The organism is Virgibacillus kimchii (assembly GCF_055379185.1).
In genome coordinates, this window is the sequence record NZ_AP043951.1 from 1,416,185 (window position 1) to 1,440,279 (window position 24,095).

Annotated in this window: 24 protein-coding genes; 4 read left to right on the top strand and 20 right to left on the bottom strand. The window is 40.8% G+C overall.

The features are described from left to right. The first annotated feature begins 383 nt into the window (after positions 1-383). Together ACZ42C_RS07240 and ACZ42C_RS07245 are read left to right on the top strand one after the other, a co-directional pair. Complete coding sequence (locus ACZ42C_RS07240) at positions 384-1,634, top strand: DNA polymerase IV (RefSeq protein ID WP_461180747.1); 1,251 nt, start codon at positions 384-386, stop codon at positions 1,632-1,634. Positions 1,635-1,725: 91 nt separating this feature from the next. Next, complete coding sequence (locus ACZ42C_RS07245) at positions 1,726-2,394, top strand: peptidylprolyl isomerase (protein ID WP_461180748.1); 669 nt, start codon at positions 1,726-1,728, stop codon at positions 2,392-2,394. Positions 2,395-2,819: 425 nt separating this feature from the next. Here ACZ42C_RS07245 and ACZ42C_RS07250 read toward each other — a convergent pair whose 3' ends face one another. The 12 genes from ACZ42C_RS07250 to ACZ42C_RS07305 all read right to left on the bottom strand — a co-directional run bounded on the left by ACZ42C_RS07250 (position 2,820) and on the right by ACZ42C_RS07305 (position 14,272). Further along, the gene (locus ACZ42C_RS07250) at positions 2,820-3,119 is read right to left on the bottom strand and encodes a TIGR04104 family putative zinc finger protein (RefSeq protein WP_461180749.1); all 300 of its coding nucleotides are present in this window, start codon (positions 3,117-3,119) and stop codon (positions 2,820-2,822) included. Between the two features lie 28 nt (positions 3,120-3,147). Beyond that, the gene (locus tag ACZ42C_RS07255) at positions 3,148-4,062 is read right to left on the bottom strand and encodes an LLM class oxidoreductase (protein WP_461180796.1); all 915 of its coding nucleotides are present in this window, start codon (positions 4,060-4,062) and stop codon (positions 3,148-3,150) included. A 66-nt stretch (positions 4,063-4,128) separates the two neighbouring features. After that, positions 4,129-4,692 carry a Uma2 family endonuclease gene (locus ACZ42C_RS07260; protein ID WP_461180750.1) on the bottom strand — a complete coding sequence of 188 codons (564 nt, stop codon included), beginning with the start codon at positions 4,690-4,692 and terminating at the stop codon, positions 4,129-4,131. A gap of 252 nt (positions 4,693-4,944) precedes the next feature. Beyond that, on the bottom strand, positions 4,945-5,706 hold the full coding sequence (locus ACZ42C_RS07265) for a class I SAM-dependent methyltransferase (RefSeq protein WP_461180751.1): 762 nt from the start codon (positions 5,704-5,706) through the stop codon (positions 4,945-4,947). A gap of 147 nt (positions 5,707-5,853) precedes the next feature. Beyond that, the gene (locus tag ACZ42C_RS07270; RefSeq protein ID WP_461180752.1) at positions 5,854-6,816 is read right to left on the bottom strand and encodes a D-2-hydroxyacid dehydrogenase; all 963 of its coding nucleotides are present in this window, start codon (positions 6,814-6,816) and stop codon (positions 5,854-5,856) included. Between the two features lie 247 nt (positions 6,817-7,063). Further along, on the bottom strand, positions 7,064-7,978 hold the full coding sequence (locus ACZ42C_RS07275) for an ABC transporter substrate-binding protein (RefSeq protein ID WP_461180753.1): 915 nt from the start codon (positions 7,976-7,978) through the stop codon (positions 7,064-7,066). A gap of 26 nt (positions 7,979-8,004) precedes the next feature. Further along, positions 8,005-8,751 (bottom strand): ABC transporter permease, encoded by a 747-nt coding sequence (locus ACZ42C_RS07280; protein WP_461180754.1) that lies wholly within the window; start codon positions 8,749-8,751, stop codon positions 8,005-8,007. Positions 8,752-8,753: 2 nt separating this feature from the next. After that, entirely contained in the window at positions 8,754-9,731 is a 978-nt protein-coding gene (locus ACZ42C_RS07285; protein WP_461180755.1) for an ABC transporter ATP-binding protein, read from the bottom strand. 23 nt (positions 9,732-9,754) lie between these two features. Continuing rightward, positions 9,755-10,405 carry an ABC transporter permease gene (locus ACZ42C_RS07290; protein ID WP_461180756.1) on the bottom strand — a complete coding sequence of 217 codons (651 nt, stop codon included), beginning with the start codon at positions 10,403-10,405 and terminating at the stop codon, positions 9,755-9,757. A gap of 53 nt (positions 10,406-10,458) precedes the next feature. Continuing rightward, positions 10,459-11,904, bottom strand: a complete 1,446-nt coding sequence (locus ACZ42C_RS07295; RefSeq protein ID WP_461180757.1) for an FAD-binding oxidoreductase — start codon at positions 11,902-11,904, stop codon at positions 10,459-10,461. A 125-nt stretch (positions 11,905-12,029) separates the two neighbouring features. Next, a complete protein-coding gene (locus tag ACZ42C_RS07300) occupies positions 12,030-13,472 on the bottom strand; it encodes an FGGY-family carbohydrate kinase (RefSeq protein WP_461180758.1) in 1,443 nt (480 codons plus the stop codon). 23 nt (positions 13,473-13,495) lie between these two features. Next, the gene (locus ACZ42C_RS07305) at positions 13,496-14,272 is read right to left on the bottom strand and encodes an SDR family oxidoreductase (protein WP_461180759.1); all 777 of its coding nucleotides are present in this window, start codon (positions 14,270-14,272) and stop codon (positions 13,496-13,498) included. 276 nt (positions 14,273-14,548) lie between these two features. Between ACZ42C_RS07305 and ACZ42C_RS07310 the strand changes: the two genes are divergently transcribed. Continuing rightward, entirely contained in the window at positions 14,549-15,121 is a 573-nt protein-coding gene (locus ACZ42C_RS07310; RefSeq protein WP_464891340.1) for a glycerol-3-phosphate responsive antiterminator, read from the top strand. Positions 15,122-15,282: 161 nt separating this feature from the next. On the opposite strand, the gene ACZ42C_RS07315 is transcribed toward ACZ42C_RS07310, so the two are convergent. The 7 genes from ACZ42C_RS07315 to ACZ42C_RS07345 all read right to left on the bottom strand — a co-directional run bounded on the left by ACZ42C_RS07315 (position 15,283) and on the right by ACZ42C_RS07345 (position 22,561). Then, a complete protein-coding gene (locus ACZ42C_RS07315) occupies positions 15,283-15,525 on the bottom strand; it encodes a hypothetical protein (protein ID WP_461180761.1) in 243 nt (80 codons plus the stop codon). Positions 15,526-15,713: 188 nt separating this feature from the next. After that, positions 15,714-16,100: an ectoine synthase gene (locus ACZ42C_RS07320; protein WP_461180762.1), complete on the bottom strand. Its 387-nt coding sequence runs from the start codon at positions 16,098-16,100 to the stop codon at positions 15,714-15,716. A gap of 54 nt (positions 16,101-16,154) precedes the next feature. Beyond that, positions 16,155-17,432, bottom strand: a complete 1,278-nt coding sequence (gene ectB, locus ACZ42C_RS07325; RefSeq protein WP_461180763.1) for a diaminobutyrate--2-oxoglutarate transaminase — start codon at positions 17,430-17,432, stop codon at positions 16,155-16,157. A gap of 16 nt (positions 17,433-17,448) precedes the next feature. Further along, positions 17,449-17,970: a diaminobutyrate acetyltransferase gene (gene ectA, locus ACZ42C_RS07330; protein ID WP_461180764.1), complete on the bottom strand. Its 522-nt coding sequence runs from the start codon at positions 17,968-17,970 to the stop codon at positions 17,449-17,451. 508 nt (positions 17,971-18,478) lie between these two features. Further along, a complete protein-coding gene (locus ACZ42C_RS07335) occupies positions 18,479-20,146 on the bottom strand; it encodes an ABC transporter permease (RefSeq protein WP_461180765.1) in 1,668 nt (555 codons plus the stop codon). A 28-nt stretch (positions 20,147-20,174) separates the two neighbouring features. Continuing rightward, entirely contained in the window at positions 20,175-21,275 is a 1,101-nt protein-coding gene (locus ACZ42C_RS07340; protein ID WP_461180766.1) for an extracellular solute-binding protein, read from the bottom strand. 227 nt (positions 21,276-21,502) lie between these two features. Further along, on the bottom strand, positions 21,503-22,561 hold the full coding sequence (locus ACZ42C_RS07345) for an ABC transporter ATP-binding protein (RefSeq protein ID WP_461180767.1): 1,059 nt from the start codon (positions 22,559-22,561) through the stop codon (positions 21,503-21,505). A gap of 250 nt (positions 22,562-22,811) precedes the next feature. Between ACZ42C_RS07345 and ACZ42C_RS07350 the strand changes: the two genes are divergently transcribed. Next, positions 22,812-23,258: an Hsp20/alpha crystallin family protein gene (locus tag ACZ42C_RS07350; protein ID WP_461180768.1), complete on the top strand. Its 447-nt coding sequence runs from the start codon at positions 22,812-22,814 to the stop codon at positions 23,256-23,258. 49 nt (positions 23,259-23,307) lie between these two features. Here the strand turns inward: ACZ42C_RS07350 and ACZ42C_RS07355 are convergent, their stop codons facing one another. Beyond that, positions 23,308-24,021: a class I SAM-dependent methyltransferase gene (locus tag ACZ42C_RS07355; protein WP_461180769.1), complete on the bottom strand. Its 714-nt coding sequence runs from the start codon at positions 24,019-24,021 to the stop codon at positions 23,308-23,310. Positions 24,022-24,095 lie beyond the last annotated feature (74 nt).

Genomic DNA, 24,095 nt, shown 5'->3' on the forward strand with positions numbered 1-24,095 from the left:
TTTATGAAGATCAGGCGGCCCCGACTATTATGTGATTTTGATCCTCATCGACTTTATGAAGATCAGTCGGCCCCGACTATTATGCATTTCTGATCTTCATCGACTTTATGAAGATCAGTCGACCCGACTCTTCTGTATTTCCGATCTTCACATCCCTTCGCTTTCTCTCCAATGGTGTTATAGGAAAAGATGTACATCTTTTCCCTTCCTTCATTAAGTTGTATAACAATTACAATAAATGATAATATACTTATTTTTAACTTACAAGCAAATAATTTATTTCCGAAAATTCCATTATTCAAAAGTTGTATTTATTTCCATTGCTAAAATGTTATTTTCCTGTATATAATAAGAACACACGTTCTTTTAAGGTGGTGACATTCATGGATTATTCCGCTTATCCGCGAAATGATGTACTTTGTATTGATATGCGATCTTTTTATGCAAGTGTGGAAGCGGTCAAATTAGGGCTGGATCCGATGAAAATCATGCTGGCGGTAGTGGGGGACCCGAACAGGTCAGGCAGTATTGTGCTGGCTGCCTCCCCGGAATTAAAAAGAAAACATGGCATCAGCAATGTAAGCCGTTTTTTTGAGTTGCCGGATGATCCAGACATTCACATTGTCCCGGCACATATGGCCGACTATTTAAAGGTGTCTGTGGAAATAACCAGACTGATTAATCAATATGTGCCGAAAGAAGCCATCCATCAGTATTCCGTGGATGAAGTGTGGGTCACGGTTAACGGACTGGAAAAATTATTCGGGAACCGCCGGGAAGTTGCCCGAAAAATAAAAAACGATATTCTTGACAGCTTTGGGATCACGTCATCGATTGGGATCGGGGATAATAAATTTCTGGCGAAGGTCGTCATGGATCTGCACGCAAAAAAAGAAGGGATTGCCGAATGCAAATATGAAGACGTGAAAGAAAAGCTCTGGCCTTTTCCCGTGGAAGATATTTGGGGAATCGGCGGCAGAATGAAAAGAAATCTGAACCGGATGGGGATTGTTACACTCGGACAGCTGGCAGGATTCAGCCTGAAGCAACTGAAAAAACGCTTTGGTGTGATGGGAGAGCAGCTGTATTGGCACGCATGGGGCATTGACTTAAGCCCTGTCTACGGCGACTTTACCAAAACGGAACAAAAAGGCTTTGGTCACGGCATATCATTGCTCCGCGACTATACAAAAGAAGAGGTGTCCGTTTGTATTCTCGATCTTTGTGAGGAAGTGTGCCGCAGAGCCAGAACTGCCAACCAGGTCGGTAAAACCGTTCATCTCGGCATCGGCTACGGTAAAGAAACCGGCGGCGGCTTTTCCCGTTCCCGTTCCATTTCCATCCCAACAAATGTCACGATGGATATGTATGAAGTGTGCATGCAGCTATTTCATAAATTTTATGATGGAACAAGCAATATTCGCCGCGTCTATGTCACTCTGGACAATCTGTTTGAAAAAGGGGAAACCCAGCTGAGTCTGTTTGAAGACCGCTCCAAAAAAACGGATATCGGCTATGTCATGGATGCTATCCGTGCCAAGCATGGCTCCACAGCTATTTTACGGGCAACGAGCTATACCAATGCCGGAATTACCCTTGAACGAAGTAAGAAGATTGGCGGACATTTTGCGTAAAGAAAGAGACCTTTTTCCCGTTTTCCTCAATAATGGAACATGCTATACTGGATGCGGTTCTATTTTTTAGAAAAGTAAGGAGAGAGAAAACGTGCGAACAAGATATAAAGTCATATTATTTATTTCAGTGACCCTTTTAATCCTGTTGGCTGCCTGCGGACAGGATGAGGAGCAGACAGATGAAACGGCAGAACAGCCGGAAGAAACAAACGAATCATCCGATTACCCGGAAGATGTGGAGGAAAACCCGGTGGTGACCATCACGATGGAAAATGGTGAGGAAATCACAGCGGAGCTTTATCCGGAAATTGCACCGAATACGGTAGCCAATTTTGTATCCCTTGTGGAAGACGGGTTTTATGACGGATTGATTTTTCACCGGGTCATTCCCGGTTTCATGATCCAAGGTGGAGATCCGGAGGGTGATGGCACCGGTAATCCAGGCTACGGCATTCCGGGCGAATTCAGTTCCAATGGCTTTGAAAATAATTTAGAGCATGACCGGGGTATTCTTTCGATGGCGAGATCGCAGGACCCTGACTCCGCCGGCTCCCAATTTTTCATTATGACGGAACTATCTCCGCATCTTGATGGCGATTACGCCGCATTTGGGGAAGTGACTGACGGCATGGAAGTGGCGGATGAAATTGTGTCGGCAGAGCGGGACGACATGGACAAGCCGCTCGAAGATCAGCGGATGCAGGAAGTAACCGTGGATACAAAGGGATATGAGTATCCGGAGCCTGAAAAAGTGGATTAAAAAAGGAAGATCAAACAAAAACCCGCTATTCATTAAGCGAATTAATGAATAGCGGGTTTTTCATCAAGCTGTTTTCTTATAGATTATTTCTTTCTTCACCATCATGTTTAAGCTGGGGTCACCTTTCTCTTTCCGATGTATGAAATAGCCAGCGCAATTGGTGGCACCAAAGGTAAAATCAGAATCCAGCCAATGAAGTAAAATGTTGGAGCCAAGAAAACCATCCCACACAAAAGAATTAATAATTGGGATTTTTTCTGCAACCCATAACCCAACAGAAATAATCCTATTGCTATTAATACCAACTCCAACTTGTACATAATTTTATTGCTTTCAGTATAATTTGGAATACATTTGGTAAATGTATTCCACCCATTAGATCAATAATACTATATTTCTATGCAAACTCTGGTCTATATAGCAGCTTACCACAAAGCCTCTTCCTCATTGGATAATTCGATGACAAGTGGATAAAAAATAGTAAATCCTATCACCACACTTACGAAAATACTTATCATGGCAGCAAATGATACACCGAAAAAAGACGGGATAAAAATGATAAATGGAATGATAACCGCCGGCAAAGCACTCCGCTTTCTCGCTCTCGAAGTCAGGTATTGTTTTTCCCCACAAAAAGGACATGGTATTGCCGTGTCCAAGGTAAAGGACTTTTTAAACGTTTGCTTCCAGCTCCACTTTTCATGACAATTTTGACAAGTTGGCATAACTGCTCACCTTCTTTCCCCCAGAATATTATACGCTTGATAATGGAGGATGATGCGGGACTACTTCCTCCCCCAGCTCCTGAATCATCTCATCCACCGGGCGTTTTGCTGCTTTAAAATTGAATGCCACATGGTTTACACCTATTTCCTTTAAGTTTTCTAAGTAGGAAATCAAATAATTACGACCGCTCCGGAATCCCAGCTGTATAAATGTTGGCTCTTCATTTGGATTTTCTGACAGATCCAGAGACAGGGACTGGGCAAACGGTTTAAATTCCTTTGTGAATGAACGCCACTCTTTTATCCGAAGTTCCTGCAGGTCCATATTTCTCTGATAAAAGAACCAGCCATCCCCATATTGCGCAATCCAGGCAGGTGTCTGGGATGCATTTCCTGTAACAAGCACCGGGATGTCTCTCATTTCAGGCTTGGGAAGTAAATCAGCACCTTTCAAATTCGTGGTTGTGGAGCTGATTTCCGGAAACGACTCCTTCCACGTTCGTCTTATCACATGCAATGACTCCTGAAATAACTGCGAACGCTTTGCTCTATCTGCGGAAAAAGCGGAAAACTCAATCGGACGGTCACCTACAGCAAGACCGAGTATCAGCCTATTGCCGGAAATCCGATCCAGAGAAGCTGCCGCTTTGGCCACATGCAATGGATGTCGCAGCGGTGTAACAATACTCCCCGTTCCTAAACCAATTCTTTCTGTATGAGCGGCTATATAACCAAGAAACACCCACGGATCATGAATCTGACCTGCATCGCCAAATTCCGTGTCAAGGAGCGGCACATCCCTGACAAATAAAGAAGCAAAACCCGCTTTCTCCGCCTGCTTTGCAAGTTTCACCTGCTCCTTTACATTCATTTCCGGAATACTTCCCTCATAGGATTCCATAGGAAAAAACAACCCCAATGAGAGTTGATTCTCTTTGAACATGTATGAATAGCCTTGGTGTGCATTAAATTTATGTGACAAAAATATCACCCAAACTGTGAACAGTGATCATGGAAAAATCTCTCCTAAACCCACTTGAAAGTCTTTCAACACGGAAGATGTAATAACTCCTTCATCCTTTAATACAGCTGCTTGCTCGTAAACTTGCTCACCTGTTAAAACATAAAGCTGAATCGCGCGAAGCATTGGGTTGACCACCCAATATTCTTTTACACCGTATTTCATATACGCTTCCATCTTTGTAATCAGATCATGACTTTGGTTAGATGGGCTAAGGATTTCAATAATTATTTCGGGTACACCGACAAACTTATTTTCCTCCAGGCCTTCCAGGTCACAAATAACAGATAAATCCGGAATAAATATATTCGTATCTTCCAGATCATCTCTATGCAAATGAATATAGTAAGGCGCACTGAAGACTTCACAATTTCTTCCATCCAGAAAGTTAAACAACTTTGCCTGAAGCCTGGCAGAGACCTGTTGTTGTATTGTAGAAGGTGAGGGGGACATGAAAACAAGGCCATCCACATATTCCAATAATTGTTCTGTCTCTTCTCTCATTTGATAAAAAGTATCGACACTTACTTTCTTTTCCTCGGGAAGACTCATGTAAAATCTCCTCCATCTAAATACTTATTATCCCATTATAACACAGGAAGAAGCTGTCTTTTCTTACACCCTTAACGGACAGAATCGGTAATTCACATGCAGGGAGCCGACCAACACATACCGGTTAGAAAAAATAAATCATTATACAATTTTTGTTACACAGCATAGATGGACAACTAATCCTGATTTAAAAAAAGAACCCCACCGAAATTCTTTTAATAGCTTTGATTTATTTCTGCATACAATAAAACCTTATCCCTTATGAACAACAGCCTCAAATGTAATCATCTGACTGCCTTCTGTCGGATATTCCCCATACTTATAATCCGCGGAATTGACAATATCCTGAAACCCCAACTGTTCCAGTATTAGCTTAAACTCCTCCACTCCATACCAGCGCAGTGGAAAATGTTCCAATTCCGTCTGCACCAGGTTGCCATTTTCCCATCTCTCATAGCGATGATGGGATATGGTGTACTGGTTGATATAGTCTACTTCCACTATTTTACTTTCCAAGGTAATCATTTCCCCTCTTCTCGGTTCCCATGCTCTGGTTGATATTTTGTCCATTGATAAATCGGTCGGTAAATAGATATCCAAAATTAATCTCCCGCTATCCGAAAGATGATGATGGAAGTTTTTTAATGCCTTGATGGAATCCTCTCTCCTATGCAAAAGCAGGAATGTTCCCGTTGGTACGATGATAGATTCATAATTTACATCGGAGGAAAACAACTCCATTTGACCTTTAAATAACCTTGGATTCAACCCTCTTTTTTTACAATTTCTATGGCATATTTTTAGCATTTCATCAGATACATCGAATCCATCGACTTTTAATCCTTTTTCGAGAAGTGGAATAAGAATTCTTCCTGTTCCAACTCCCGGTTCCAGAATAGGTCCCGTGCAGGAGTTCAATCTTTCGCTGTAAAACTCGACCTCTCCAAATGAACGGCCAATATATTTATCAATATCGTATACTTCTGAAGAAAGACTGCTATAGTAACTAAACATGGATTCATCCCCTGTTAGCAATTATGCTAAGATACTCCCCAAGGTTGACGCTACACATCTCTGTCAGATTCAAATAATAATTCACCCATTCGACAACTTCCATAACCTGCAAATTCATTATGTCAACTTCTTTGATATGCAAAAATGTCAGTACCCCCGGGAATAGTTCACCACATTCATATCAGGCGCATCACCCTGTACGTATTTCTTTAAATTCGGAAGGAAAATATCCTCTACCACCCTTTTCGTATAATGCTCTGTTGCCCCTGCCGTATGGGGAGTCACAATGACATTTTCCATCTCCCAAAGCGGGCTTTCTTCCGGCAACGGCTCTGTTGCAAAAACATCCAGTCCCGCGCCGGCAATCTCGTTATTTTGCAGTGCCCGGATCAAATCATCTTCCTTTATAATGGGACCGCGGCCAATATTGATCATAAATGCAGTATCCTTCATTTTCCGAAACTGATCTTTGGAAAACATGCCGGATGTCTCCTTCGTAAGCGGCAGCGTAATCACGACATAATCGCATTGTGGCAAGAATTGATCAAGCTGATTCGGCGTATACATCCTGTCCACATTGTCCGTCATTTCTCCAGAATACCTCATGCCAAGCACTTTCATGTTAAATGCCTTTGCAATTTTTGCAGTTTCACGGCCAATGGCCCCCACTCCAATAATGCCGATTGTTTTTTCATGAATTTCCAGTTTAAGCCCAGCACTGTCCCATTTCTTTTCCTGTTGTTGACGAATATATGTATTCAGCTTTCTGGTCAAACCAAGGATGTGACTGAAAATAGTTTCGGAAATCGGGTAGGCATGAACGCCATTGGCACTTGTAATGATCACACCTTTTCTCTCAAACTCTTCCAATGGCAGATTATTTACGCCGGCGCTCCAATTCTGTATCCACCGGAGATTTTTATTATGCTTTATTACCATTTTCTCCATCGGCTTTCTCCAGCGAACAATAATTTCTGCTTCTTCCAGGTGTGGCTGTAATTCATCCAGGTCATTACCTGAAACTACATCAAATCCCGGTGCTGCTTCTTTAATTGTTTTCAGGTAGCTTTCTTTCAGATCCAGATTAACTGCTATTTTTCGATTTCCCAAGACTTTATTATCCCCCTTTGTTTGAAAAAGGTTGCTATCCAAACATTTCCACCATCAAGATGGCTATTGCTAATGAACAACAAATAATCATGTGTAAACTTATTGAATTCAAACAATAAATTCCTTTAACAGAAATAACTAACTCAAACTCCCATCAAGTGTATCATAAATTACAATATTCTGACCAAAAGAAAATAAAAGATAGAGCAAACAAATTCTGTTTGCTCTATCTTTTATTAAATAAGCCTTACTCCAATAATCCATTCTCTTCCAAGTATTCTCTCGCTACATCATTTACAGATCTCTCTTCTATGTCTACCTGATAATTCAATTCACGCATAATCTCACTATCCAATTCCTCTGTCAGAGGTTGTAGAAGTTCCTGGATTTCCGGGTGGTTTTCATATGTGTCTTCCGTCATGGCAAGTGCCGCATTATAAGAAGGGAAAAATTCTTCCGAGTCTTCAAGGTTAACAAGGTTTAATTCCCTGATACGACTATCTGTTTCAAACCCCATAGCGACGTCTACTTCATCATTCTCCAAAGCGTCATACTGTAAACCATAACTCATTTCAGATATATTATCACTGCCAAATGCAAAGTCATATGTTTCTTCCAGCCCCGGAAGCCCATCAGCACGGTTACCAAATTCAGCATCTGTACCAAAGCGTAATTCTCCCGGGTTCTCGTTTACGTAATCTGCCAAGTCAGCAATGCTTACAATCCCGAGTTCATCTGCCACTTCCTGTTTCATTGCAATCGTATATGTGTTATTTACCTCCATAAGGTTCGTCCAATAAATTCCATTTCTTTCCTGATCCAATTCGTTTACCGTTTCAAAGGCTTCCTCTTTGTCTGCAATTGGATCTTCCCCCATATACGTAACAAGTCCTGTTCCTGAATAATCAAATGTAATATCCACCTGCTCATTTTCAAGCGCCTGTCTCAAAGCAGTACTTCCAAGGTTACTGCGTTCCTCCACATCATACCCATTTTCCTCAAGAATAATGGTTCCCATTTGAGCCAGTAAAAATTGCTCTGTAAAGTTTTTTGCACCAAAAGTAATTTCTTTATTTTCCCCATCTCCATCAGAATCTCCACATGCTGCTAAAAATGCAGCCATCAATAGTAATGTCAATAAAACTTGAATTCTTTTCTTCATCCCAGTAATTCTCTCCTTAAATTTTTTTAATCCGTAACTGCTTTTGTTGCCAGCCTGTTTCCCTTTGGCACCAACACATACTGAAGCCCCCGGAAGATAAAGTCTACTAACACAGCAAGCAACGTTACCGGTATAGCACCAGAAATTAATGTCTGGTTGTCATATAACTGAATACCCGTGAAAATCCAGACACCCAAACCGCCGCCTCCAATTAAATAGGCAAGTGCAGCAGTTCCAATATTTAGTACAACTGCAGTTCTTATGCCAGCAAGAATGGATGATGATGCGTTGGGCAATTCAATTCGAAACAATATTTGCAATGGCGTCATACCCATTCCCTTGGCAGCATCCTTCATTTCAGGCTGAACTGAATCCAATCCTGCAATAGTGTTTTGTAAAACCGGCAGCAAAGAGTATACATATAGCGCTACAATTGCAGTCGGCATTCCTATTCCCAAGAAACTCATTGCAAGCGCCAATATAGCTAAGCTTGGAATGGTTTGTCCCAGATTTGCAATATTGACAATCAGCCATTCTGATTTACGAAAACGCGGCCTCGTTATAAAAATACCTAGAGGAACAGAAGTCAATATCGCCAATCCTGCTGAAATGGCAGTGAGTTGAATATGTGCCATCAGCAGTCCTCTAAATGTATCCGGTTCATTTAATATTTTATCAAACATATTCTCGCTGATTGCCCACCAGAAAAAAACAATAACCAGTGCCCACAGAGTAATCCGTACAATATACGCAATAATCTTCTTTGAATTCATATCTACAGGCTAAGCCCCTTTACTTCCTGATTAATAAATGACTCAATCAGTTCAAATGTCAGACTGCCGTGGGCTTCACCCTGATCATCTGTTATCAGCAATTGGTCAGCTTCCTTGTTTAGAAGCATGGAAAGTGCAATGCGCAGGGATGTATCAATCGTAATTTTCTTCGTATCCTTTACATCAACTTCTTTGCTTTTGAGTCCCAAGCTTTTCACAAGATCATTTACCGTATACAATGACATGCTTCTAAGTACTCGGTCTTTTCCGATGAACTCCGAAACAAAATCATTTTTAGGCCGGTGCAGCATTTCTGTCGGAGAATCAAATTGCATAATCTCTCCGTTTCTAAGCAGAGCAATTTTATCGCCCATTTTGACTGCCTCATCAATATCATGACTAACAAAAAGGATTGTTTTCCTTACTTCTTTTTGAATTGCCAAAAATTCATCCTGCACTTTTTCTCTAATTATAGGGTCCAGCGCACCGAATGGCTCGTCCATCAGCATAACCGGCGGGTCAGAAGCCATGGCTCGCGCCACACCAACACGCTGCTGTTGGCCCCCCGATAGTTCATGGGGATACCTTTTCCGATACTCATCTGGATTTAACCCAATTAAATCCATCAAATAGTTAAATCGATCCCGTTTTTTCTTTCGGTCCCACCCGAGCAGATCAGGCACAATCATCGTGTTTTTTTCAATGGTCATATTGGGAAATAGGCCATTACTTTGTATGACATAACCAATATTCCGTCGCATTTTAATTTTATCCATCTCCGTTACATTTTTACCGTTAACATAGATTTCACCGCTCGTAATTGATTCAAGCTGGTTAACCATGCGAAGCAATGTTGTTTTACCACAGCCGGAGGGACCGAGAAGGATAACAAAATCCCCTTCATTCACTGACAGAGTGATGTCATCAACCGCTTTGACATCTCCTCCATAAACCTTTGTTACATTTTTAAAGTCGATCACAACTTATCACCTGCTTTCATTCTCTATTTAACTCCCGGAGAAGTGACCTTTTTTTGAATGAATTTTAAAATAAAATCTGCAATTAAAGCTAAAAGTGATACGAATACAGCACCGGCAAGCACCATATTACTGTTTCCACGGCTTATCCCCGAGTTAATCAGAACACCGAGTCCACCGGAACCAATAAATGCAGCAATCGCTCCAATTCCAATATTTAATACGGTAGCCGTACGAATGCCGGCCATGATCAAAGGCATCCCGTTAGGTATCTCTACCCTGACCAGGCGTTGAAAAGTGGTCATGCCAATCCCTTTTGCAGCATCTCTTATATTGGGATCCACATTCTGAATGGCTGTATACGTATTTCTGATAATCGGCAATTGAGAATACAGAACGAGCGCAATTAATGCCGGCAGAAAGCCAATACCCTGATTAATGATGGAAAGAATAGGAATCATGATCCCAAATAAGGCAATACTGGGTATGGTTAAAATAATGGAAGCCACCTGTAATACTGTTTCCGCCAGGTATTTATTTGTAGTCAAATAAATACCCAGCGGAACACCGATGAATATGGCAATGACAATTGCTAAGCTAACCAGCTCCAGATGTTCTATCGTATATGCATAAATACTGTCCCAGTCATTCTGAACATAATTAAAAAAATCAATCATTTAGTCACCTCCTCCGCGAACTAAAGAGCATGGGAATAACACTATATCATTATTCAGCTTTCATCGCCCGGATAAATCGTTCCCTTGTTCATAATTCCATTTGGATCAAATGCCTTTTTCAGGGTTTCCAAAATATAATAGGAAGAGCCATATTCATCCTTAATCCATGGAGTCCGGTGTTTACCAACCCCATGATGGTGTACCATAGAGCCCCCTGCTTTTAAAGTTTCCTCTACGATGATCTTATTTATAGGATAATGATACTTGGTTATCTCCTCATCCGGCTTTATATTCACTACGTCGTAATAGTAAACGAAGTACATGTTTGTCCCATTCATGTAACTGTGAGAAGAGTGTCCGCCCAGCATGGTTATATCAGGGATTTCCTTCCTGATACGCTGAATACAGTTTTCATATATTTCATAAATGTTGCTCCATGTGCCGGATACCTCAGTAGTAAAACCAATGTTATTTGTTTCCTTTATTTCTTTACGTTCCTCCTCTACTTTAGCAGGATCCCAATTCAGGTTTTCAAACCAGTGTTGTATCTTATTGCTGTCCACCTTTTCCCAGTGGTTATATTGAGCCACGATCTCCTCTATCGCTTCACCTGTAGCCTGAACAATTGCCTCAGGTCCTTCTGCCATAAAGATCAATACACATTTACCTTTGGAGAAATCGAAATGATCGGCTGCATCTTCTATGTCATAAAGTCTGGCAACTGATGGCTTATACCCTCGCACCATTACCTCCCGGAGTATTTCGAAACCAGTTTTCATGTCATCCAGTAAATAACCATAGAATTGATTATTTTCCGGTTGGTATTTAAAAACTTTGACAGTTACTTCCGTGATGTAACAGAGAGCACCTTCATTCCCTATAATAACATGTCGAATATCCGGTCCCGCTGCCCGTCTTGGAACATTTTTTATCCTGGTAATTTCGCCATTTGGAAATACAGCTTCCAACCCAACCACCATATCCTCTATGCCGCCATACAATGTAGATAACTGGCCAATACTTCGAGTTGCCACGAGTCCTCCCATTTGTGCCAGTGGCTTAGACTGTGGTGAATGACCAGTAGTAAGCCCTTGTTCGCGAAGACTATTTTCCAATTCTTCTAAAGGTACTCCACATTGAACCGTAGCAAGCATATTATACGGATCAATATTTATAATTTCATTCATCTCCGAACCATCAATGACAACAGAATTTTCAACTGCAGTCTCCAGTCCCCCTTCAGTTGCTGATCCGCCAGTCTTTGGTACGGCATTTATTCTGTTTTCATCCATGTAAGTAATAAGATTGGAAATTTCCTGTGCACTTTTCACCTTTACCACTGCAGCAGGAATAGGCTGTGTGTAAACTCCGTGAATGGTCTCGTATTTACGAAATCGATCAACACTATTATCCTTGAGCACCTTTTCGTCTGTAATAATTTGTTCCTCCGACAAGATAGTTCTTAAATCTTTAATAATTTGTTCTCTCGATAGTCTCATTCATCTATGCTCCCTTAAACATATTTTTACAAATAAATCTCTGTAATGCAACAACTCATAAATACTAAGGCATTTGCCATTCCTTTAAAAATGCCGTTAGCGCCTGGATGTGGTCAAATATTCTATTAGTCATTTTTCAAGGAATACAATTTCATTAGCAGCTCATCCGTATAATCTGTTACATGCCGGTAGACTTCAGTATTTAATTTTTTATAAAAGTCATGCTTCTCCAGATCAGGTGAAAATATATCTTTGGTGCTAACCATTTGTTCAACAGCCTTGGAATAGGTTGAATATTCATTTAAGGCAACAGCTGCATTAATCGCAGCTCCCAGACTCGCAGAATCAATAATTTTATTCCGTTTAGCAGGAACCCCAAATACGTTTGCCATCATTTGCATGAGCACGTCCCCTTTGGCACCGCCACCTGAAACAAATACTTCTTTCATATTCATTTTTCTTTCTGCAAATAACGCCTCTAAATTATTTTTCATTGTCATGGAGATTCCTTCTAAAATGGAATGATACATATGCGCAGCAGTATGACGTTCATCAAAACCAATCATCATACCTTTCCGGAATGTTTTGTCAGAAGGAGCAAGCCAATCCAGAATAGTAATAAGCCCATCACTTCCAGCAGGAACATTTAGTTCAGCTTCCCTGTTTAAAAGCGCTTCAGGCGTTAACTGCTCTGCTTCAGCCCGCTTGATTAAATCTTCCCCAAAAAGGCTCATAAACCAGCTGATCGTCCACATACCGCGACGGATTCCATTACTTTCCAGCAGATACTTGCCTGGCACAGATGCAAAGTTCGTCCAATAATCAGTTGTTTTTTTTATATTTTTCTCACTAGGTACCATTCCTGCGATATAAGTGCCTAAAGAAATCAAGGCTGTGTTCTCATTCAAAAGGCCAGCTCCCAGTGCTTCAACTGCTTTGTCATTTGCAGTAGCAATAACAGGAATATTTTTCGGTATACCTGTAGCTTCCGATGCTTCTTTTGTTAAATGACCTAAGATGCTCCCGGGCGGCTGAAGGTCAAACAACATTTCTCTTGGGATATTAAAATAATTGAGTACAGTTTGGTCTTTACTCCACTCCCAATTATCAGTATCGATTGGCCACATCCCCTGATAGTTAGCTGAAGTATCCTTGAACTCCCCTGTCAGTCGGTGTGTAATATAACCAGAGGATGTCGTCACATATGCTGTCTCCTTATTTGTGTGTTCATAGGGTTTGGATACACGATCATCCATCCAGCTCATCGCAGGTGCTGCAAGTTCCCCATTCTTCTTTAAAAGGCAGCGACAAAAACGAATCGTACAAAGTCCAACGCCGATTATTTCTTCTTTATTACCGGGGAAACGCTCTAAAGCTTTTTGACTGGCATGTATTAATGAATTCCATAAGTCATCATCCGGATGTTCAACTATTCCATCTCCGGGAGTATGCATTGGCTTGAGGGGTTGCTTTCCTTCACTTATCTTATTTCCATATAAATCATAAATTACTACCTTCGTACTTTGAGAACCTCCATCGACACCGATGATATATTTGTTATGTTTCATAACCTCATCATCCCTCTCCATCACTAACGAACCAAGTAGCCTCCGTCGACTGTTAAAATATGTCCATTTACATAGTTTGCTGCCTGACTGGAAAGAAATACAACAGCTCCCATCAGGTCGGCTGGTTCTCCCCAGCGATTTGCGGGGGTATGATTTAGTATTCCTTGGTTGGCCTCCGGATCATTCCTTGTCTTTTTAGTCAGGTCTGTTGCAAAATAACCGGGGGCAATCCCGTTTACTTGAATATTATAGGCTCCCAGTTCATCCGCCATTGCCTTAGTTAAACCTGCCAGTCCATGCTTGCTGGCAGCATAGGCAGGTGAACCTTGGCCTCCAAGAAAGGAAAATAATGAACATATATTTATTATCTTTCCCTGTTGCTGTTCCATCATCCATTTACCAGCCTCGTGACTAACTTCAAATGCAGCAGTCAAATTCACTTGCAACATGGGGTCCCATTTTGTTCTGTCAAAGTCCTTGAATCTCGCAATTTTATTTAGACCTGCACTATTGATAACAATATCAAGTGAACCATAAACTTCCAGACATTTTTCTATCAATTTCTTCGGTGCTCCATCTTTTGTAATGTCCATTTGCAAAAATTCGACTCGGCTGCCTTCATTTTCGATTAGATGCTTTGTAGTTCCATCATCTTCCACAAAACTTGGAATGAACAGGTTTGCCCCTGCTTTTGCCAATGCTAAGGAAAATGCTTGTCCCAACCCTGTATTTCCTCCTGTAACGATAGCTGTTTTTCCTTTCAAAGAAAAATAGTCCATTGAGAATTGTGTTATTTCCATTTTTTCACCTTTTCACCTTAGATTTCCTCAGATTTATATAGGAATAAAAAGAGAGAAAAGCACACTTCCCCCAAGGGAAGTTACTTTTCTCTCGGCTCTAGTAACTTCGTTTATAACTTATGGAACTGTTTTATAGTATATGTTTTTATTTTCATTATGTCAACTTCCCTTGGGAAAATTTCACCATGAATCGACAAATTGAAGCACTTTTCCTTTACTACTTATCTAGTTGTTGTATAATACTTTATTAGAGTATTTTATTATATAAGGAGTTATATGATGAGTAATAATAAAGTAATTAAAAACTTGGAAGAAAATCCGGTAATTGCATCTGTAAAAGATGAAAAAGGCTTGGAAGAAGCAATTCGGACTGATTGTAATACAGTCTTTGTCCTTTACGGTACTATAATCAACATTGGGCAAATCGTAAATAAAATCAAAGATCATGGAAAACTTGCATTTGTACATGTGGACCTGCTCGAAGGAGTTTCAAATGACGAAGTAGCGCTTCAATTTCTAAATGACCATACTAATGCAGATGGCATTATTAGCACTAAAGCTCATATGGTTCATGCAGCACATAGATATCATTTTTATACAGTCCATCGATTCTTCTTGGTTGATTCATTTTCCTTCCACAGTATAGACAAACAAATAGCTCAATCACAACCAACTTTCATTGAAATCCTCCCCGGTGGTATGCCACAGTCCATCAAATGGGTAAAAGAGAAAATTAATACACCAATAATTGCAAGCGGATTGGTTTGTGAAAAAGAAATAGTTCTGACTGCACTGCAGGCCGGAGCAGTTGCGATTTCTTCCACAGATAACAAAGTCTGGTATATGTGAATTACTTAACAAATACGTGAAGGTATTTCACCAAACCAAAAATGCCTGCCTATTGCTTAAAGAATTTTAGCAACAACAAAAAGAGGCTGAATAAAGGCGCTACCCTGCGTGAGTGAATATGGTCTCGCCTTAAACAGCCTATTCTCACAGTCATGGTTCAGTTACGGATTCATCATTTCCTGTTCACACTGATTGCAAAGCTGTTGAATTTGCTGTAATTGCTGTGCCGCATTTTGTTCCATTTGCGCCATTTGCTGGGCGCCCATGCTTCCTGCTTGCTGCTGTGCTCCCGGCTGCTGGGTCTGCTGCTGCAGCTGCTGGGCATTTTGCTGTTCCTGCTGCTCCAATTGCTGAGCAATTTGCTGAATCTGCTGAAGTGTTTGCTGTGCTTGCTGTTGTGACATTCGAATCTCTCCTCGTTTTTTAGTTTCCATCGTATTTTGTACCAGATTTTTAATTTCATACTACTGTATTTTTTTGTTTTGTTCGACATTGATTAATTTACAAATATACTAACTACTTCACCAGTCATTTCCAATAAAAAAATCACCCGGTATGGGATCACTCCCATTCCAGGTGATTTTTCAAACCATTATTCAGTAAGAAGCGGGTAATACCCTTCTTCATTATGTGTTTCCGTTCCAACCAACGGCGGGTTGAACACACATACCATACGCATTTGTGTGCGTGCACGAAGACGATGTTTGTCGTGTTCATCTAATAGATACATGGTTCCTGGCTTAATCTGATAGACGTCACCAGTGGACACCTTTTCAATTTCCCCTTCGCCTTCAATGCAGTATACCGCTTCAATATGGTTTTTATACCAGAAGAAATTATCTGTCCCTGCTTTGATTATTGTATCATTCATACTGAAGCCTACCCCGTCTTTTTTCAAGATAAAACGGCGGCTCTCCCAGTTTTCGGATTTTGTATGATCTTCCGTTCCAATTAAGTCTTCCAGTGATTTTACGATCATCTATTATTTTCCCCTCTCTGTCTGATCTTCTATAGCTTATTGCTGTTGGTTATTTTATTTTGCAAGGACGTGTTTTATGCTGTCTTCCAGCAGTTGTAGCCCTTTTTCCAAGCCTTCCTGATCAATGATCAGTGGCGGAAGGAATTTTACAACTTCATCATCCGGTCCGGAAGTTTCCACAATCAGCCCGCGGTTAAATGCTTCGGCACAAATTTCACCTGCTAATTCTGCTTTTTCTACGGCAATGCCTTGCATTAAACCTCTTCCTCTGGCTTCTCCGTTTAATTCCGGATATTTCTCAATCAGCATATCCACTGCTTTTCTCAAGTATTCGCCTTTGGCTTTTATTTCATTGGAAAAATCATCATTCTCCCATTTTTTCAGTGCTTCTGTCGCCGCAATGAATGCCATATTATTACCGCGGAAGGTTCCATTATGCTCACCAGGTCCCCATTGGTCATGCTCCGGCTTGATTAACGTGATCGCCATTGGTAATCCAATTCCTCCAATCGACTTGGAGAGGCACACAATATCCGGATCAATACCTGCTGGTTCAAAACTGAAGAAAGTACCGGTCCGGCCATTCCCAGCCTGGACATCATCGATAATCAGCAGAATATCCCAGCGTTTGCACAGTTCCTCCACTTTTTTCAGCCATTCCATGCGCGCTGCATTAATGCCGCCTTCACCCTGAACAGTTTCCAGTATAATTGCAGCCGGCAGTGCAACACCACTTCCGCTATCTTCCAAAAACCGTTCCAGATATGCAATGGAATCGGAACCTTCCACATAGTTATCAAACGGCATGGAAACCGAGTGATGCAGCGGGACACCTGCGCCATGGCGTTTAAAGGAGTTCCCTGTCACGGAAAGAGAACCAATCGTCATTCCGTGAAACGCATTTGTAAAGCTGATTACTGTTTCACGCCCGGTTACTTTCCTGGCAATTTTCAATGCACTTTCTACCGTGTTTGTACCCGTCGGCCCAGGAAACATAATTTTATAATCAAGGTTTCGTGGTGTAAGTATTACTTCTTTGAAGCGTTCGAGAAACTCTTTTCTCGGGGTTGTACCCATATCGAGGCTATGGATAATGCCATCATTCTGAATGTATTCAATTAGTTTTTGCTGCATGGCATCATCATTGTGACCATAATTCAATGTACCTGCACCGGCAAAGAAATCGATGTATTCTTTGCCATCTGTATCCCACAGCTTGTAGCCCTTCGATTTGTCAAAAACCGTCGGCCAGCCTCTGCTGTAACTTCTTACTTCTGATTCCAGTTCTTCAAAAGTTTTCATTTTCGTATCGTTTAATACTGCCGTTGTCAACTAAATCATCCTTTAATTATTTATTTTCTTTTGAAATCGGTCCAATTGTATACAGTAATTCGTCTTCATGCTCTTCCCCTTCATCCGGGAAGTCGTTTGATGTAAAGTAATCACTGATCTCACAATTGGTGTCAAGCTTCTCTGCAAGACCTTTAAATAATGACTGGGACGGTTTATTTGATGGAGAAACCGTTGCTTCTACATATTGAACATCTTCTGCTGTACGATGCAGCAATTGACGAAGCATCTTGGTTGCCAATCCTCTGCCGCGTTCGGAAGCATTGACAGCTACTTGCCAGATGAACAATGAACCCGGATTATTCGGATTGATAAACCCGGAAATGAAGCCAACCGTCTTCCCTTCCCGTTCCGCCACGATGGATGTTTCAGCAAAGATTTCACACCACATGATGTAACTGTAGGAAGAATTGAGGTCAAGTACCTTTGTATCTTTAATCAGCTCCCATACAGCTGCTCCATCTTCTTTGGTCGGCTTACGAAAATGAAAATCAGTCTCTATATCAGTTGTTAATGTCATTTCACCAATTCCGCTTGTATTGATGCTCTCACCTCCTGGAAATGAAATTATTTTATTTTAGTTACTATATAAGATTAACATAAGCAAAATTAACGTCAAAAAGCATAAACCGGTGAATAACGTGATTATTCCCGATGAGATATAATGAGCTACAAATGATTGCCGTTGTCTATTAATACCTGTCAATTATTAATGAATAAACCGGATTTTACGCTTATTACTAAATTTCAGATAAAAACTTTGACTTTAGCATACCAATTTCCAGTTAAAATAAATTGATTCTTGACGGTGTTTCTACCGGGTAAATAAATTTTATGTTTGTTTCGTGTAATTGAAATAATCGATGCAAAGAGGCATTCTGTGCCCCAGTAGTCTAAACTTGCGATTTATTGAGTATCAGTACGAAAAACCGGATACACGCATGTGTGTACCCGGTTTTTCCTGTATAAGAGAAAACTAAGCTTATTTCTGCTGCTTTACAAATATCAAAATTCTTTTTCTGTCTTCATTAATACTTTCTTAACAAAATCTGCAATGGCAGAATGGATACAATAATGATCAGCAATGCTGCAGGTGCCGCCAAATGATAGATTCCCTCCGTTGCTTCGAAATACACCCTGACGGCGAGTGTATCGAATCCGGGAGGCCTTAACATTAACGTAGCAGGCAGCTCCTTTATTGAACTGACGAATACTAAAGCCCCACCTGCAAGGACACCAGGTAAGATTGTTGGAATAATAACTTTTGTTAATACCTTCCATGGTGGATAGCCAAGACTTCTTGCGGCTTCATCCACACGTGGAGATACGAGACTTAATGAAGCTGTGGTGGATTGCATCGCTTGTGGCAGAAAACGGACAATAAATGCAATGGCAACCACATAAAATGTATTATACAATACCGGTAAATGATTATTGAAAATAAATACAAAACCAAGAGCCACAATGACACCTGGAAGCGCATAACCGGCATAGCTCAGCCTATCGATCCCGTTGGAAATAAAAGAAGGGTAACGCAGTTTTAAGTAAACAATTGGGATAGCCAACACCATACATAATATGGCAGCGGCTCCTGACAAGCGAAAGCTGTTCCACACAAATCCAAAGAATCTGGAATCAAGTGCACCCATTTGCACTCCAATGAATGACCAGTATATAAGTACTGCAATCGGAATCAACACCGAAAGTAAAAAAACAATAATGACAAATGAAAGTACAAACGGTTTCCATTTCCCGAGGGAAAGCTGAACCGGTGCTTTAAATGTATTGGAGGTCTGATGGTAATTACTTTTCCTTTTTGTAAACCCTTCGATCCATAAAATAATGACAGTTATTACAATCAGCACCAGGCTCAATACGGCTGCAGACTCCGTGTCAAAACTCGCCGTCTGAAAATAGATGGCCGCCGTGAACGTAACATACCGCATCATCGCAATCGCACCAAAATCGGACAATACATACAGTGCAATTAAGATGGCACCTGCACCGATTGCCGGACGTAAAAAGGGCAGGTTAATTTTCCAGAAAATACGACCTGTCGACATATTTTGCGAGCGGGCAACTTCTTCATAGTTTCTGTTCATCCTTCTTAGTGAAGCACTTGCGATTAAATAGACATAAGGATAAGTGAACATAACTAAAACAAATGCCACACCCCCAAAGGAGTAAATGTCAAGATTGTATTCTCCCAGGAAGCCAGCTCCCTCCCATAGATCCCTAACCCAACCACTCGGTCCAAGCACGATAATATAGGTAACCGCACCTACATACGGAGGGATCACCAGTGGCAGCGCAAGCAACCACCGCCATACTTTTCCTCCCGGTAAATCTGTCCGCACTACAAACCAAGCCAGAGATACTCCAATGACAACAGCTGAAAAAGTTACAACCAATGTAAGGGACAGTGTGTTCCACAAAAGTTCCGGGATTCGGTCATCCAATAAGCGAAGCCAGCGATCAGCGCCTGCAAACAGCGATTGAAAAACGACATAGATAATGGGTATCGCCATAACTATTGCCACGAATAAACCCATAATCAGAAGAATTGGCCCAGGCGGATTTCCACCCCAGGTTAAACGCCAGTTTTTTCTAAAGAAACTTAAAACAGGCTGAGGCATAATGCCGCCAGCCTTGTTTTGGTCTCTTTTTATTTGTTTCTCATGTTTTTTCCCCTTCATAAAAATGCTCCTATAGCGATGATTTACACTATCTTAACTCCAGATCCAGGCCTGATTGTTCAATTAAATCTTTCGTACCCTCAAAATGCTCTCCAAGGTCCGTGATGGTCATATCCTGTATTTTCAAATCTTCAAAGTTGACAACCTGTTCCTGGACTTCTTCCGGGTAGTCCACCTCGATATCGGAATTAATTAACAGCTCCAATGATTCACCTACAAATTGCTTCTGGTTTTCCGGTTCCAGCAGCCACTCAATAAAAATCATCGCATTTTGTTCATTTGGACCGCCATTTACATTCCCGATACCTGCAGCGTTGGCAATGGCCCCCATTTCATCTTCTCCCTGATCCGGATAAATAAAACCAACATTATTATCCGCAGGCTCAAGCAATTGCTGATGATAATAATAATTATTCACCAGCCCAAATGCATGTTCACCAGCACCAACTGCTCTCCTAATATCACCGTGACCTTCATAAATTCCGGCTGCATGCTCCTGAATGGCACTGATCCAATCAGCAGTTCTTTCATCTCCCCATTCATGACGGAGAGCAGATACATTGCCAATCATACCACCATTCCCACCTCTTGTAATGGCATAGCCATTTGGCACATCAGCCCATTCTTCTTCAAACAGATCTTCCATACTCTTAGGCAAATCATCTTCGGACACTAATTCTTTATTATAAATAAATCCGCGTGTCCTTGCTGAAATAGCAAAATATGCATTATCTTCCGAGCGGAACTGTTCTGGAATTGTGTCGATGTCTTCGGGGTCAGTGCCTGCCAAGTAACCCTGGCTGTGTAAATAACCGAGCGCTCCAAGGTCATTGGATATAAATATATCTGCTTGTACATTATTTGCTTCTGCCTCAATTTGCAGTGGGTCAGCACCATGTAAAGCCGCTACCTCAATGCCTGTATCCTCACTGAATTTATCAAGTAAATCCTGCACAAACCGTTCATTTCTGGCAGAATAAACAACCAATTCGTCTGTTTCTTCCAGTGCAGCATCTTCTTGTGTGCTATCCATGGTTTCTTCTTCATTATTAGAACCGCAGGCAGCCAAAACAAGCACTGCAGCGGCGATGGAGATCATAAATATTAATATTTTAACCTGTGTTTTCACTTCATTCTCCTCCTTGGAAATCGCTTTATGTAACCGACATAATTGAGAACAATTATCAATTATAGACTTGCTTCTTTATTCTATTGAAAATCCATTTTAAAGTCAACAATCACTTTTTTTAAACACAAGTTCGGTTTTATTAGTTGTTCAAAATCAAATCAAACTAAAAAGGAAAACAGAGACAACTGAGTTATCACAGTTTTCCTTATGACATATATCGGGTCTAATTAATTTTCAACAAGTGCTACCAATTCGGGGGTTATTTCAAAAGATACAATGGAGCCGATCTCCACTTCTTTTTCCACCGGGGCATAAATAATCATCGGTTCATTGACAAGCGGATTGGCAGGCAGACTGATTTCCAGCTCCTGATAATCTCCACCATAAGTTACCCTTTCCACTTTACCGCTGTACTGCCCTTGTTCTGTTAACCGGCAACCCTCAGGGCGGATGGATACGTGAACCTCTTCCAATAGCTGCTCCGTCCTTTCAGGCAGAGAAACCCGGCCAATATGGGTATCCACATGCATCATATCCGGACAAAGCTTACCCGGCAACAGGTTTGTTTTACCTACAAACTGCGCCACAAAACAGTTCCTTGGACAACGGTACATCCTGCGGGGTTCATCAACCTGCTGAACAATACCATTACTCATCACTACAACACGGTCTGAGATAGAAAAAGCATCTTTTTGATCATGAGTAACAATGATAGCTGTTGTATTTGCCTGTTTTAATATATTTGACACATCAAAACGCATTTTCTCCCGCAATCCTGCATCCAGATTACTGAATGGCTCATCCATTAAAATAACATGCGGTTTTGGTGCCATTGCTCGTGCCAGCGCCACACGCTGCTGCTGACCGCCGGATAATTCACTTGGAAATCTATGGGCGTAATCGGCAAGCCCCACAAGTTCCAAAACTTCTTCAGTCCTTTGTTTTCTGTCTTTTCGTCTCCATTTTGACAGGCCAAAAGACACATTTTTCTCAATGGTCATATGTGGAAATAATGTATAATCCTGAAAAACCATCCCAATTCCACGTTTTTCAGGAGGAACGGATTTATAATTATCGAATACAGTTAAATCATCTATTTTAATTTTTCCAGAATCAGGCTGTTCAAACCCTGCAACCATTCGTAAGGTTGTCGTTTTTCCACAACCGCTTGGTCCAAGCAATGTAACGATCTCACCCTGCTCGATGTTTAAATTAAGGTTATTGACAGCCGGCTGACCTTTGCGATGAAAGTTTTTCGTTATATTTTTCAGTTGAATAAAACTCATATTCTCGACCCCCAAAGGTTCCGTTGCTATTCACAGGTTATCAATTAGTCAAATGAGAATGATTTTCACCTATAATCAATATTATACCGCTTACTTACTTAAGTCAATGTATAAATCTTGAAAATTGTATGGATGGAGCAAAGAGAGCATTACACTGAATTAGCACTTATTTTTTCTAAATCATTTGCCCACTACACAATTGGTCTATTCGCATATTCTAAAGTAAAACAAAAAATAAGAGGTGAAGCTTATGTCATCGAATAAAGATAATCTCCCTTGGTCCAACAAATCAGGATTTCAGGATATTTTTAATCACATGGATTCGTTCTTGAATGAATCCATCCGCAATTTCGATTCCTTCTTCAATTTAAAGTCATTTGATGTAAATATGTATGAAACAGATATGGACATTATTGTTGAAGCATATTTGCCGGGAATAAAAAAAGATCAGATTGAACTGGAAATAATCGGGAATCGGCTTCGGATTGCGGCAGAGGATATGACTATATTGGAAGAAAAGAATGATAAGACCAAATATAACGACAGGAGACAGTCCTTTCAAAAAACGGAACGGTTGATTACCCTGCCATTCCATGTATCCGAAAAAGATACGAAAGCATCCTTTCATAAAGATACGTTGAAAATTACCATTCCAAAAAGAAATTCGGGCAGAAAGTTTATTGATATTGATGCATGAAAAAATAAGCCGGAATCCATTTTAAACGGGATTTCCGGCATTCTATTTATTACTTTATACAATTAAAAACGCGAAATCCCAATTTATCCTCATAGTATTTCATCATTTCCTCATGCTCCTTCATAATATTAAAATAAGCTGGATCCATTGGCTCGGAAATTGCAAAGTCAGGAACCGTGTCTATATTTTCCGGGTCAAATTGAACATCGGGTTTTTTCACCTGTATACGCTGAAAACCTGCATGATCGAATGCCCGCATCCACTCTGTTTCTATACGAAAATGTGCGGCTTCATATAATTCTTTTAATGGCTTCAGTTCCTCTTTAACCAACTTATTTTCTGCAGCCATTTCAATAGCCAGCAGTTTTCCGCCCGGTCTTAACACCCGATTGAATTCAGGTAACGAACTGGCTATATCAGTAAACAGCAAGACTGATTCCGACAAAACAATGTCAAAGGAATGATCGGAAAATGACAAATCTTCCACTGTTCCTTCAACAGCCTTGACCGGTACATTTTCAGCTAAAAACCTCTCATTTGCTTTTTCCACCATCACCTCATTATTATCCAAAGCTGTTATATGGCAGCCATACGCTTTAGCAATATATGCGGAAGTTTGCCCGGTACCGCAGCCTGCATCAAGAATTTTAGTTGATTCATCCAGTATTTCATCAGCCAGCAGATCTTTTGTCAATTTCAAGCCACCTGGGTGGGCTCCACCAACTCCAAGTACTGCCAGGCAATCAAGATAAGAATAATCCATCGGCATCCCCCTTTCATTTTAAACTATAGTAGTTTATGAAAGTTAGGATATTCCGGTCACAAATTACAAAGCCA